The organism is Streptomyces sp. NBC_01017, assembly GCF_045162795.1.
In the GTDB taxonomy this organism is placed as follows: Bacteria; Actinomycetota; Actinomycetes; order Streptomycetales; family Streptomycetaceae; genus Streptomyces; species Streptomyces machairae.
Window position 1 is genome coordinate 3,684,453 of the sequence record NZ_CP108683.1, and the last position, 13,289, is coordinate 3,697,741.

Here is a 13,289-nt window from a genome sequence, read left to right on the forward strand (position 1 = left end):
TCGGACAACGACACTTCGCGGCGCTACCGGCGGAGCGCCTACGCGGCCTGGTGGCCGGTGGCTCCGCCGTTGTCCCTGCGGTCGAGGGCGCGCTGGAGGGCCGCTGCGGCGTTCTTGCGGTCGGACTCGCTCGTGCGGGAGAGGTGACGGACTCGGCGGCGGGCGGTCGTCTCGGCCATGGGAAATCGACTCCTTCGACAATCCGGGAGTGCAGACAGGGGATACGAGACGCCGGATGGGGCGGGGAGCGGTGCCACAGGGGTTGCCTGCAAGGGGCCCGGCTCACGACCGCCATTCGCTTGATCGAGCGAGACGTTCGGCTTCTACAAAACTAAGGGAGGATGGCGCGTCTGTCTCCACAATTACTCGGACTTCCTACTATCTGAGACGGCCGACTGGGTCACACCCCACTGACCTGCACTTTCCGTCTTCGCCCCGTCAGAGCACGTCCCCGTCCCGCCAGTCGAAGACCAGCTCGAACGCGGGGTCGAGCGCACCGGCGAGCGCGGCCCGTACGAAGGTGGTGCCTTCCTCGTCCGGCAGGTGCACGACGCCCTCGGGTCCCAGCGCGCAGACCCGCCCGCCCCACACCTCCCAGCCGCGAGCGGCGTACAGCGCGGCGCCCTCGTCGCTCGCGGACAGCATCCCCGCGTCGTACGCCCGGTCGATCACCCGCTCCAGCTCGGCCATCACCCGGCCCCCGAGCCCGGTCCGCCGCGCATCGGCCCGTACGGCGACCGCCTCGACGTACCCGACCCGCAGCCACCGGTCGCGGTACCGCACCCGCCGCATGATCACCGAACCGTGCGCGACGACCCGCCCGGCGTCGTCCTGGACGAGGGCGTGCATACCGCCGAGCCCGTGCTCGAAGTCCTCGTCGGAGAAGTCCCCGTCGAAGGCGTCGTCCAACAGGGCACGGATCGCGCTCAGTTCGGCGGGGGTGAGATCGGCGGTGTGCACGGTGCGCGGGGTGCCGGCGGAGGTGGGTGCGGTCATCGGACCAGTATCGGCAACGGACCGGGCGGGCGGGCGGCTCGCCCACTCGGCTGATCCTGCGGGGCGTACGGGACACAGGGTTGCGTCGAGGGGAACGGTGACGTCATGAACGACATGGCGAAGGTGTTCCTCGAGGGCGGCCCCGACGATCTGTCCGAGCGGATCGTTCCGACCCCGTCCCCGGGCCCCGATGCGAAGATCAGGCTCCGCGGTGGATACGAGCACTTCAGGCCGACGTCACGGCACACGGACACACCGGAGGGCAGGCTGCCGGTGTACGAGTGGTGGGAGCGGACCGAGATCGCCGAGTAGCCTCACCGAAGGCAGCAGACAGCAAGGGGCCGGGTCACCTCAAGACCCGGCCCCTTCCTGCGAGTTGGGGTGTCAGCCCATGTGCGGGTACGCGTAGTCGGTCGGCGCGACCAGCGTCTCCTTGATGGCGCGGGTCAGCGTCCAGCGCATCAGGTTCTGCGGGGCGCCGGCCTTGTCGTTGGTGCCGGAGGCGCGGCCGCCGCCGAAGGGCTGCTGGCCGACGACGGCGCCGGTCGACTTGTCGTTGATGTAGAAGTTGCCGGCCGCGTAGCGCAGCTTGTCCATCGTGTACGCCGCCGCGGCGCGGTCGCCCGAGATGACCGAGCCGGTCAGCGCGTAGGCGGACACCGACTCCATCTGCTCCAGCATCTCGTCGTACTTGTCGTCCTCGTAGACGTGCACGGCGAGGAACGGGCCGAAGTACTCGGTCGTGAAGACCTCGTGCTCCGGGTCCGTGCACTCGACGACGGTCGGGCGGACGAAGTAGCCGACCGAGTCGTCGTAGGAGCCGCCCGCGACGATCGTGCAGGTCGGGTCCTGCTTCGCCCGGTCGATCGCCGCCTTGTTCTTGGCGAACGCCCGCTCGTCGATGACCGCGCCGACGAAGTTCGACAGGTCCGTCACATCGCCCATGGTGATGTAGTCGACCTCGGCCGCGAACTCCTCCTTGAAGCCGGAGTTCCAGATCGACGCCGGGATGTACGCCCGGGAGGTCGCCGAGCACTTCTGGCCCTGGTACTCGAAGGCACCGCGGGTCAGCGCGGTCTTCAGCACGGCCTTGTCGGCGCTCGGGTGGGCGACGACGAAGTCCTTGCCGCCGGTCTCGCCGACGATGCGCGGGTAGGAGCGGTACTTCTCGATGTTGTTGCCGACCGTCTTCCACAGGTACTGGAAGGTCTTGGTCGAGCCGGTGAAGTGGATGCCGGCGAGGTCGCGGTGGACCAGGGCGACCTTGGAGACCTCGATGCCGTCACCGGTGACGAGGTTGATGACGCCCTTGGGCAGGCCCGCTTCCTCCAGCAGCTGCAGGAGCAGCACGGCGGCGTGGGTCTGCGTCGGGCTCGGCTTCCACACCACGACGTTGCCCATCAGCGCGGGCGCGGTGGGCAGGTTGCCCGCGATGGCCGTGAAGTTGAACGGCGTGATCGCGTAGACGAAGCCCTCGAGGGGGCGGTGGTCGAGGCGGTTCCAGACGCCCGGGGAGTTCGCCGGGGGCTGCTCGGCGAGCAGGTCACGGGCGTACTTGACGTTGAAGCGCCAGAAGTCGATCAGCTCGCAGGGCGTGTCGATCTCGGCCTGCTGGGCGGTCTTCGACTGGCCGAGCATGGTGGAGGCGGCCAGCGTCTCGCGCCACGGTCCGGACAGCAGCTCGGCGGCGCGCAGGATGATCGCCGCGCGGTCGTCGAAGGCCATCGCGCGCCAGGCCGGCGCGGCGGCGAGGGCCGCGTCGATGGCGTCCTGGGCGTCCTGCTGGGTGGCGTTGCCGTAGGTGCCGAGGCGGGCCTTGTGGTTGTGCGGCTGCACGACGTCGACGCGCTCGCCGCCACCCAGCCGCCGTTCGCCGCCGATGGTGCACGGCAGGTCGATCGGGTTCTCGGCCAGCTCCTTGAGCTTGGCCTCCAGCCGGGCGCGCTCGGGCGAGCCGGGGGCGTAGCCGTGCACCGGCTCATTGACGGGGGTGGGGACCTGGGTCACAGCGTCCATGGGTTCCGTAACTCCTTACTGAGCGGTGTGTTGCGAGCCGTTGTGCGGGGCTCAGCCCTTGCTGACCATCGAGCGGAGGAAGAAGCGCAGGTTCGCCGGCTTCTCCGCGAGCCGGCGCATGAAGTAGCCGTACCAGTCGGTGCCGTAGGCCGTGTAGACGCGCATGCGGTGGCCCTCCGCGGCCAGCCGCAGGTGCTCGTCGCTGCGGATCCCGTACAGCATCTGGAACTCGTACTCGTCCAGCTTGCGCCCGGCGCGCCGCGCGAGCTCCTGTGCGATGGAGATCAGGCGCGGGTCGTGGGACCCGATCATCGGGTACCCGGCGCCCTCCATCAGAACCTTGAGGATCCGGACGTACGCCTTGTCGATCTCCTGTTTCTGCTGGTGGGCGACCTCGGCGGGCTCCTTGTAGGCACCCTTGACGAGCCGTACGCGGCTGCCGTCCGCGGCGAGCCGGCGGGCGTCGGCCTCGGTGCGGAAGAGGTAGGCCTGGATGACGCAGCCGGTCTGCGGGAAGTCCTTCCGCAGCTCCTCGTGGATGGCGAACATCGAGTCGAGGGTGGTGTGGTCCTCCGCGTCCAGCGTGACCGTCGTGCCGATCGCGGCGGCCGCCTCGACGACCGGACGGACGTTGGCGAGGGCGAGCTCGTGGCCGCCCTCCAGCGCCTGGCCGAACATGGAGAGCTTGACGGACATCTCGACGCGCTCGCCGAGCTCCAGGTCCTTGATCCGGTCGACGAGCGCCAGGTAGGCGTCCCGCGCGGCCTCGGCCTGGTCGGGGCGGGTGATGTCCTCGCCGACGACGTCCATCGTCAGCTCCAGGCCGTTGCCGGTGAGCTCCTCGATGATCGGCACGATCTCGTGGACGGTCTCGCCGGGGATGAACCGGTCGACGACCTGTTTCGTCACCGGGGCCGCCGAGATCAGGCGTCGCATCCGGTCGCTGCGCGACGCGGCGAGAATCACGGGACCCAGCACGGGGCACCTCCACAAACACTGCCGAATGACGGCCGACACCCCGATAAGTGATGTTCCGGGGACGGCACGGAGAACCACCGTGAAACCTAAGGATCCCTCCGAACGGCGGCCATCGACAGCTGTCACGCATCCGTGCAACAGATCTCAGACAGATGTATGAAGGCCACGCGAAAATGCGGGAGAATGCCCGGGTGACGCCGGAATTCAAGGACCACAAGGACCACAAGGACGACTACCAGGAGCTGGTCGACGAGATCTCCGAGCTGCTGGGCGCGCCCGCCACGCTGGAGAACCGCGACTTCGAGCTGATCGCCTTCGGTGCGTACGACAGTGAGGGCGATCTCGACGCGTCCGCTCTGGATCCCGTCCGCACCCGCTCGATCCTGACGCGGCGCTCCACGGCGGCGGTGCGGACGTGGTTCGAGGGCTTCGGCATCACCCGGGCGACGGGCCCGGTGCGCATCCCGCCCACCCCCGAGGCTGGCGTCTACCGGGGACGCGTCTGCCTCCCCGTACGCCACCGGGGCGTGGTCCTGGGTTACGTCTGGCTCCTGGACGACGATCCGGGCCCCACGGAGCAGCAGTTGTCGGCCGCCATGGAGGTGACCGCCCGCATCGGCGCGCTGCTGGCTGACGAGGCGCAGCACGGGGCGGATCTGAGCCGGGAACTGCGGGCTGCGCTCACCTCGGAGCGGGGCTGGCAGGGGGACCAGGCGCTGGCTGCCCTGCGCACGGCACTCGGCCCGCGGGGCGAAGGCACGCACACCGTGGTCTGCGTCGCCCCGTGGCCGTCCGCCGACCCCGACGACGCCCCGTCCGTCCGTACGGTGCCGCACGCGACGGCGCTGTGCACGGTGCCGTGGGGTGGGGGCACCTCCCACGCCCTTAAGACAGTGGGGGAGAGCGGGCAGAGCCTCGCCATCCTGGTCCGGCTGCGCTCGCCGGAGGTGCGGACGCCGGCCCAGGCGGCTGCGTCCCGGCTGCTCAAGGAGGGCGCGGTCCAGGCGGCCGCGGGCATCGGCGCACCCCGCTCCGGCCTCGCCGACCTGGCCGCCACCTGGCAGGAGGCGTCGGCCGCGGCCCGCGCCGCCCTGGCCGAACCCCGCCTCGGCCCGGTCGCCGAGTGGGCGCACATCGGCCCGTACCGCCTGCTCACGTCCCTCCCCCCGGAGGCAGCCCGGGACCCCGCGATCACCCAGCTCCTCTCCCCCGCCCACCACGAACTCGCCCGCACCGCCGAGGTCTACCTCGACTGCGCGGGCCAGGCCGGCCGCACCGCCGCCGAACTCGGCATCCACCGCCAGACCCTGTACTACCGCCTCTCCCGCGTCGAACAACTCACGGGCCTGGACCTGGACGACGGGGAGGACCGGCTGCTGCTGCACATGGCGTTGAAGGGGGCGCGACTCTAGGGCCGGCCCTGGACGAGAGGGCCGGTCCTGGACGAGAGTCCGGCCCTGGACGAGGTCAGGCGGGTCACTTCGGAGTGGCTGCCTCCAGCACCTGGCGCAGGCCCTCGGTGAGCTGATCCGCCCCGGGCGCGGTCTTCGGGTCGAACATCCACTGCGCGATGAGACCCGTCATCAGGGTCACGTAGAACCTGCCGAGGGTGTCCACGGTCCCTTCCGGGACGTCCTCCTCCCGGCCGCCCATGAGCAGCGGAATCAGGCCGCGACAGGCCTCCCGCTGAGCCACCGCCAGATGGTCGCGAACTTCCGGCAGTTGGTCGCCCATGACGACGATCTCCATGCTGAGCCGCCACAGGGAGCCGGGCCCGCTCATGGTGCCGATGATGTTCGACCACACCTCGCGGAACCGTTCGAGCGAGCCGGGCTCGGCGGTGACCCCGGTGACCTCGTCGCCGTCGAAGGCGTCGCTCATCCCCTCGACCAGCGACACATACGCCTGGGCGAGCAGCGCGTCCTTCGAGCCGTAGTGGTAACCGATGGAGGCGAGGTTGGCCCCCGACTCCTTGACGATGTCCCGCGCCGTCGTGCGCGCGAACCCCTTGTCGAGCAGGCAGCGCTTGGCGCCCTCCATCAAATCCTCACGGTGTCCCATGCGCCCACCCTACCGCCGATCCATACAACCGTCCTATACAGCCGTATTATACAGCCGTTCTAGACAAGCGTTTAAGACGCGCGTACATTCACCGCCATGACAACGAACCCGATGAGCACCACCACGCCTCCTTCCTCCGGCGCCGGACGCCGCGAATGGACCGCTCTCGGCGTGCTGATGCTGCCGCTGCTGCTGGTCTCGATGGACGTCTCCGTCCTCTACTTCGCCGTCCCGTCGATCAGCGCGGACCTGGCGCCGAGCGGCACCCAGCAGCTGTGGATCTTCGACATCTACGCGTTCGTCCTGGCCGGCCTGCTGATGACGATGGGCTCGCTCGGCGACCGCATCGGCCACCGCCGGCTCCTGCTGATCGGCGCCGCCGCCTTCGGTGCCGCCTCGCTGCTGGCGGCGTACGCGAACAGCGCCGAGATGCTGATCGCAGCCCGCGCGATCCTCGGCATCGGCGGCGCGACCCTGATGCCGTCGACGATGGCCATGCTCCGCACGATGTTCACCGACCCCGCCCAGCGTGCGAAGGCGATCGGCGTGTGGTCCGGCGTGATGACCGCGGGGATCGCGCTCGGCTCGGTGATGAGCGGGGTCCTGGTCGAGCACTTCTGGTGGGGCTCGGTCTTCCTGGTCAACCTGCCCGCGATGGCCCTGCTGCTGATCCTCGGCCCGCTGCTGCTCCCCGAGTCGAAGAACCCTTCCCCCGACCGCTTCGACTGGCTGAGCGTCCCGCTGTCGATGGCGGCCGTGCTCCCCGTGATCTACGGCCTGAAGGAGATCCCCTCCGAGGGCTTCAACGTCCGCTACGTCGTCTCGATCACCGTCGGCCTGCTCTTCGCGGTCCTCCTCGTGCACCGCCAGCGCACGGCCGCCTCACCGATGATCTCGCCCGCCCTGTTCCGTGGCCGGGGCTTCGCGCCGTCGGTCGTCCTGAACCTGGTCTGCATGTTCGGGGTGATGGGCTCGGCCTACTTCACCACGCAGTACCTGCAGTCGGTGCTCGGCAAGGGCGCGCTGGAGGCGGCCCTGTGGGCGCTGCTGCCGTCGGTGCCGATCGGCGCGGCGGGGCCGATCGCGACCCAGCTGGTGCAGCGGGGCGTCAACCGTGCCTACGTCGTCACGGCGGGCTTCGCGATCTCCGCGGCCGGGTTCGCGCTGCTCGCCCTCGCCGGTACGGACTCTCTGTGGCTGGTCCTGAGCTCGTGCGCGGTCCTCGCCGTCGGGGGCGTCGTCGTGATGTCCCAGATCATGGACCTCGCGATGGGCACCGCCCCGGTGGAGCGAGCGGGCTCGGCGTCCTCCCTGATGGAGACCGCCGGCGAGTTCGGCGGCGCCATGGGCATGGCGGTGCTCGGCTCGATCGGTACGGCGATCTACCGCCACGAGATCCCCGCCACCGCACCGGACGTGGCCCACGAGACGCTGGGCGGAGCGCTGGCGGTCGTCGACCGGGTGCCGGGTCTGGCCACGCTCGCGCGAGAGGCGTTCACCAGCGGGATGCAGGGGGCGGCGATCGCGGGCGCGGTCCTGCTGGCGGGGGCGGCGGTGCTCGCCGCGGTCACGCTGCGCCGGGTCGAGATCCGGGAGCCGGCATGCAAAACGCCGGACGAGCCGAGCAAGCTCAGCGCGTCCGGCGTTCGATAGGCCTCAGCGTCTCATGGCCTCGGCGTGCGACAGGCCTCAGGCCAGGTTCACCGCACGGGCCGACGTCGCCCCGATCTCCTCGGCGACCTCGGTCAGCACCCCGGCGGGCACCGTGTCGTCGACGGTCAGGACGGCCAGCGCCTCGCCACCGGCGACGGCACGCGAGACCTGCATGCCGGCGATGTTGATGCCCGCCTCGCCGAAGACACGGCCGACCGTGCCGACGACGCCCGGACGGTCCTCGTACCTCAGGACGACCATGTGGTCGGCGAGCGCGAGGTCCACGTCGTAGTCGCCGACCGCGACGATCTTCTGCAGGTGCTTGGGGCCGGCCAGCGTGCCGGAGACCGACACCTCCTCGCCGCCCGCGAGCGTGCCGCGCACGGTGACGACGTTGCGGTGGTCGGTGGCCTCCGAGCTGGTCGTCAGCCGCACCTCGACGCCGCGCTCCTGGGCGAACAGCGGGGCGTTGACGTACGACACCGTCTCGTCGACGACGTCCTCGAAGACACCCTTGAGGGCGCTGAGCTCCAGCACCTTCACATCGTGCTGGGTGATCTCGCCGTACACCTCGACGTCGAGGCGGACCGCGACCTCACCGGCGAGCGCCGTGAAGATACGGCCCAGGCGCTCGGCGAGCGGCAGACCCGGCTTGACGTCCTCGGCGATGACGCCGCCCTGGACGTTCACCGCGTCGGGTACGAGCTCACCGGCGAGGGCGAGGCGCACCGAGCGGGCCACGGCGATACCGGCCTTCTCCTGCGCCTCGTCGGTGGAGGCGCCGAGGTGCGGGGTGCTGACGACCTGGTCGAACTCGAAGAGCGGGGAGTCCGTGCAGGGCTCCTTCGCGTACACGTCGAGACCGGCGCCGGCGACCCGGCCCTCCTTGAGGGCGGAGTACAGCGCCTCCTCGTCGACGATCCCGCCGCGCGCGGCGTTGACGATGCGCACGCTCGGCTTGACCTTGCGCAGCGCCTCGTCGCCGATCAGGCCGAGGGTCTCGGGGGTCTTGGGCAGGTGGACGGTGATGAAGTCGGCGACCTCGAGCAGCTCGTCCAGCGACAGCACCTTGACGCCCATCTGCGCGGCCCGCGCGGGCTGCACGTAGGGGTCGTAGGCGACGACCTTCATGCCGAAGGCCGACATGCGCTGCGCGACGAGGGCGCCGATCCGGCCCAGGCCCACGACACCGAGGGTCTTCTCGGCCAGCTCGACGCCCGTGTACTTGCTGCGCTTCCACTCGCCGTTCTTCAGCGCGGCGTTGGCCTGCGGAATGTTGCGGGCGGTGGCGAGCAGGAGACCGCAGGCCAGCTCGGCGGCGGTCACGATGTTCGAGGTGGGGGCGTTGACGACCATCACGCCGGCCTTGGTGGCGGCGGAGACGTCGACGTTGTCCAGGCCGACGCCGGCTCGTGCGACGACCTTGAGCTTGCGCGCGGCGGCTACGGCCTCGGCGTCGACCTTGGTGGCGGAGCGGATCAGGATCGCGTCCACGTCGGCGATGGCCGGGAGCAGGGCGGCTCGGTCGGCTCCGTTGCAGTGGCGGATCTCGAAGTCGGGGCCAAGCGCGTCAACGGTGGCGGGCGACAGCTCTTCAGCGATGAGTACGACGGGTTTCGAGCTCACGTGAGTCCTCACATGTCCATTGCGGACGGCCGTCCCGACGGCCGCAGGCGGTGGAGGGGTGGTCCGCGTGGAAGACGCACGACGCTGTGGGCCTGACGCGTATGTAGTACGGCAGTGTAGTGGCGCGCCGAGAGGCATCATGCGCCTCTTCGGAAGGATCACCCGTCCGTGATGCGACGGGTTGGACAACGGGGCCGGACGTGCGCGCTCCGGCCCCGTCAGCCGAGGCTTACGCCTCCTCGTTCACCCAGCTCATGAGCTTGCGCAGCTCCTTGCCGGTGGTCTCCAGCAGGTGCTCGGAGTCCTGCTGCTTGTACTCGTTGTACTTCTTCAGACCGCCGTGGTATTCGTCCATCCAGGCCTGGGCGAAGGTGCCGTCCTGGATCTCGGCGAGGACCTTCTTCATCTCGGCCTTGGTGGCGTCCGTGATGATGCGCGGGCCGGTGACGTAGTCGCCCCACTCGGCGGTCTCGGAGATCGACCAGCGCATCTTCTCCAGGCCGCCCTCGTACATGAGGTCCACGATCAGCTTCAGCTCGTGCAGGCACTCGAAGTACGCGATCTCCGGCTGGTAGCCGGCCTCGGTCAGCGTCTCGAAACCGGCCTTGACCAGCGCGGCCGTACCACCACAGAGGACGGCCTGCTCACCGAACAGGTCGGTCTCGGTCTCCTCGGTGAAGGTCGTCTTGATGACACCGGCGCGGGTGCCGCCGATGCCCTTGGCGTACGACAGGGCCAGCGCGAAGGCGTTGCCGGAGGCGTCCTGCTCGACGGCCGCGATGCAGGGAACGCCGCGACCCTCCTCGTACTGGCGGCGCACCAGGTGGCCCGGGCCCTTCGGGGCGACCATGCAGACGTCCACGCCGGCCGGGGGCTTGATGAAGCCGAAGCGGATGTTCAGGCCGTGGCCGAAGAACAGCGCGTCGCCGTCCTTCAGGTTGTCCTTGATGTGGTCCTCGTACACCTGGGCCTGGATCGGGTCCGGGACGAGGATCATGATGACGTCGGCCTCGGCGGCGGCCTCCGACGGCGTCACCACGCGCAGGCCCTGCTCCTCGGCCTTCGCCTTGGACTTGGAGCCCTCGTGCAGACCGACGCGGACGTCGACACCCGAGTCACGGAGCGACAGCGCGTGGGCGTGGCCCTGGCTGCCGTAACCGATGACCGCGACCTTGCGGCCCTGGATGATGGACAGGTCGGCGTCGGCGTCGTAGAACAGCTCGGCCACTTTGGGTTCTCTCCTTGTGTGCAGGTGTTGCGTCCCACCGTATGACGGAGGGCGGAAGGGAAGTTTCGGGGTCTCGCCATACGGGCGGAATCCGGACGGCCGGTGTCACCCGGCCGTCCGAACGCGTCCTACGCCGAGCGGTCGAGCGCGCGCAGCGAGCGGTCCGTGATGGAGCGGGCGCCGCGGCCGATCGCGATCGTGCCGGACTGGACGAGCTCCTTGATGCCGAAGGGCTCCAGCATCTTCAGCATGGCCTCCAGCTTGTCGCTGGAGCCGGTGGCCTCGATGGTGACGGCCTCCGGGGAGACGTCGACGGTCTTGGCGCGGAACAGCTGGACGATCTCGACGATCTGGGAGCGGGTCTCGTTGTCGGCGCGCACCTTCACCAGAACGAGTTCGCGCTGAACGGCCGAACCCGGCTCCAGTTCGACGATCTTCAGCACGTTGACGAGCTTGTTGAGCTGCTTCGTCACCTGCTCCAGCGGCAGGTCGGCGACGCTCACCACGATGGTGATGCGGGAGATGTCGGGGTGCTCGGTGACGCCGACCGCGAGCGAGTCGATGTTGAAGCCGCGGCGGGAGAACAGGGCGGCGATCCGGGCCAGGATGCCGGGCGTGTTCTCCACCAGGACGGAGAGCGTGTGCTTGGACATGATCTTTTACGTCTCTCTCGCTCAGTCGTCTTCGTTGTCGCCGAAGTCGGGGCGCACGTCCCGGGCGGCCATGATCTCGTCGTTGGAGGTGCCGGCGGCGACCATCGGCCAGACCATCGCGTCCTCGTGGACGATGAAGTCGACGACGACGGGGCGGTCGTTGATGGAGTTCGCCTCCTCGATGACCTTGTCGAGGTCCTCCGGCGACTCGCAGCGGATCGCGTAGCAGCCCATGGCCTCCGACAGCTTCACGAAGTCGGGGACCCGGGTGCCGGCGCTCGGCTGCTTGCCGTCGGCCTCGGGGCCGGAGTGCAGCACGGTGTTGGAGTAGCGCTGGTTGTAGAAGAGGGTCTGCCACTGGCGGACCATCCCGAGGGCGCCGTTGTTGATGATGGCGACCTTGATCGGGATGTTGTTCAGGGCGCAGGTGGTGAGTTCCTGGTTGGTCATCTGGAAGCAGCCGTCACCGTCGATCGCCCAGACCGCCTTCTCCGGCGCGCCGGCCTTGGCGCCCATCGCGGCCGGAACGGCGTAACCCATCGTCCCGGCGCCGCCGGAGTTGAGCCAGGTGGCCGGCTTCTCGTACTGGATGAAGTGCGCGGCCCACATCTGGTGCTGGCCGACGCCCGCCGCGAAGACGGTGCCCTCCGGCGCGAGTTGGCCGATCCGCTCGATGACCTGCTGCGGGGACAGCGAGCCGTCGTCGGGCTGGTCGTAGCCGAGCGGGTAGGTGTCGCGCCAGCGGCTGAGGTCCTTCCACCAGGCGCTGTAGTCGCCCTGGTGGCCCTCGGCGTGCTCCTTCTGCACGGCCTGGACGAGGTCGGCGATGACCTCGCGGGCGTCACCGACGATCGGCACGTCGGCGTCGCGGTTCTTGCCGATCTCGGCCGGGTCGATGTCGGCGTGGACGATCTTGGCGTACGGGGCGAAGCTGTCCAGCTTGCCGGTGACGCGGTCGTCGAAGCGGGCTCCGAGGGCGACGATCAGGTCGGCCTTCTGCAGCGCGGTGACGGCGGTGACCGCACCGTGCATGCCCGGCATTCCCACGTGCAGCGGGTGGCTGTCGGGGAATGCGCCGAGCGCCATCAGGGTGGTGGTGACGGGCGCTCCGGTGAGTTCGGCGAGGACCTTCAGCTCGGCGGTGGCGCCGGCCTTGAGGACGCCGCCGCCGACGTAGAGGACGGGCCGCTTGGCTGCGGTGATCAGCTTGGCGGCCTCGCGGATCTGCTTGGCGTGCGGCTTGGTGACGGGCCGGTAGCCGGGCAGGTCCATGGTGGGCGGCCAGGAGAAGGTGGTCCTCGCCTGGAGGGCGTCCTTGGCGATGTCGACCAGGACCGGGCCCGGGCGGCCGGTGGAGGCGATGTGGAACGCCTGCGCGATCACCCGCGGGATGTCCTCGGCCTTGGTGACCAGGAAGTTGTGCTTGGTGATCGGCATGGTGATGCCGACGATGTCCGCCTCCTGGAAGGCGTCCGTACCGATCGCCTTGGAGGCCACCTGCCCGGTGATCGCCACGAGCGGCACCGAGTCCATGTGGGCGTCGGCGATCGGCGTGACCAGATTGGTGGCGCCCGGTCCCGAGGTGGCCATGCAGACGCCGACCCTGCCGGTGGCCTGCGCGTAGCCGGTGGCGGCGTGACCTGCGCCCTGCTCATGGCGGACCAGGACGTGGCGCACCCTGGTGGAGTCCATCAGCGGGTCGTACGCCGGAAGGATCGCACCACCCGGAATGCCGAATACCGTGTCGGCGCCGACCTCCTCGAGCGAACGGATGAGGGACTGCGCACCCGTGACGTGCTCGGGGGCGGACTGGTGTCCTCCGGATCGGGGCCGGGGCTGCGGGTGATGGGCCCCGGTGGCCTGCTCGGTCATCGGCATTCTCTTCTCGATGCTGAGGGTTTTTGCGAAGTTTGAGCGGAGTTTCGGTGCTGCACGACAGGCGCCTGTGCAACAAAAAACCCCTCGTGCCATAAGGCAAGCGAGGGGAGCGCGCCGGGTGTGGTCGCTGGGAGTTCCGGGTCTGTCCGGACGTCACCAGCTTCAGCCGACGCGCTTTCCAAGTACGAGAATTCGGGTGC

At 69.6% G+C, this 13,289-nt stretch carries 12 protein-coding genes; 3 read left to right on the forward strand and 9 right to left on the reverse strand.

What is annotated here, in order from left to right; translation table 11 throughout:
• Positions 1-38 precede the first annotated feature (38 nt).
• On the reverse strand, positions 39-179 hold the full coding sequence (locus tag OG331_RS16705) for a hypothetical protein (RefSeq protein WP_107083653.1): 141 nt from the start codon (positions 177-179) through the stop codon (positions 39-41).
• A 259-nt stretch (positions 180-438) separates the two neighbouring features.
• Entirely contained in the window at positions 439-996 is a 558-nt protein-coding gene (locus tag OG331_RS16710; protein ID WP_406196855.1) for a GNAT family N-acetyltransferase, read from the reverse strand.
• Between the two features lie 105 nt (positions 997-1,101).
• On the opposite strand from OG331_RS16710, the gene OG331_RS16715 reads away from it, so the two are divergent.
• Positions 1,102-1,308 carry a DUF5988 family protein gene (locus OG331_RS16715; protein WP_328879019.1) on the forward strand — a complete coding sequence of 69 codons (207 nt, stop codon included), beginning with the start codon at positions 1,102-1,104 and terminating at the stop codon, positions 1,306-1,308.
• A 72-nt stretch (positions 1,309-1,380) separates the two neighbouring features.
• Here OG331_RS16715 and pruA read toward each other — a convergent pair whose 3' ends face one another.
• Together pruA and OG331_RS16725 are read right to left on the reverse strand one after the other, a co-directional pair.
• The gene (gene pruA / locus OG331_RS16720; protein ID WP_406196857.1) at positions 1,381-3,012 is read right to left on the reverse strand and encodes an L-glutamate gamma-semialdehyde dehydrogenase; all 1,632 of its coding nucleotides are present in this window, start codon (positions 3,010-3,012) and stop codon (positions 1,381-1,383) included.
• Between the two features lie 51 nt (positions 3,013-3,063).
• On the reverse strand, positions 3,064-3,990 hold the full coding sequence (locus OG331_RS16725; protein ID WP_406196860.1) for a proline dehydrogenase family protein: 927 nt from the start codon (positions 3,988-3,990) through the stop codon (positions 3,064-3,066).
• Positions 3,991-4,163: 173 nt separating this feature from the next.
• On the opposite strand from OG331_RS16725, the gene OG331_RS16730 reads away from it, so the two are divergent.
• Positions 4,164-5,402 (forward strand): PucR family transcriptional regulator, encoded by a 1,239-nt coding sequence (locus OG331_RS16730; protein WP_406196863.1) that lies wholly within the window; start codon positions 4,164-4,166, stop codon positions 5,400-5,402.
• Between the two features lie 64 nt (positions 5,403-5,466).
• Here OG331_RS16730 and OG331_RS16735 read toward each other — a convergent pair whose 3' ends face one another.
• The gene (locus OG331_RS16735; protein ID WP_406196865.1) at positions 5,467-6,051 is read right to left on the reverse strand and encodes a TetR/AcrR family transcriptional regulator; all 585 of its coding nucleotides are present in this window, start codon (positions 6,049-6,051) and stop codon (positions 5,467-5,469) included.
• Between the two features lie 96 nt (positions 6,052-6,147).
• Between OG331_RS16735 and OG331_RS16740 the strand changes: the two genes are divergently transcribed.
• Positions 6,148-7,704, forward strand: coding sequence for an MFS transporter (locus tag OG331_RS16740; RefSeq protein WP_406196867.1), 1,557 nt, complete (start codon positions 6,148-6,150; stop codon positions 7,702-7,704).
• 36 nt (positions 7,705-7,740) lie between these two features.
• Here OG331_RS16740 and serA read toward each other — a convergent pair whose 3' ends face one another.
• From serA to OG331_RS16760, 4 genes are all read right to left on the reverse strand, one after another.
• The gene (serA, locus tag OG331_RS16745; protein WP_406196869.1) at positions 7,741-9,330 is read right to left on the reverse strand and encodes a phosphoglycerate dehydrogenase; all 1,590 of its coding nucleotides are present in this window, start codon (positions 9,328-9,330) and stop codon (positions 7,741-7,743) included.
• Between the two features lie 229 nt (positions 9,331-9,559).
• Positions 9,560-10,558 (reverse strand): ketol-acid reductoisomerase, encoded by a 999-nt coding sequence (gene ilvC / locus OG331_RS16750; protein WP_328879026.1) that lies wholly within the window; start codon positions 10,556-10,558, stop codon positions 9,560-9,562.
• 128 nt (positions 10,559-10,686) lie between these two features.
• Positions 10,687-11,211, reverse strand: a complete 525-nt coding sequence (ilvN, locus tag OG331_RS16755; protein WP_007496172.1) for an acetolactate synthase small subunit — start codon at positions 11,209-11,211, stop codon at positions 10,687-10,689.
• A 21-nt stretch (positions 11,212-11,232) separates the two neighbouring features.
• On the reverse strand, positions 11,233-13,089 hold the full coding sequence (locus OG331_RS16760) for an acetolactate synthase large subunit (protein ID WP_406196873.1): 1,857 nt from the start codon (positions 13,087-13,089) through the stop codon (positions 11,233-11,235).
• Between the last annotated feature and the right edge of the window lie 200 nt (positions 13,090-13,289).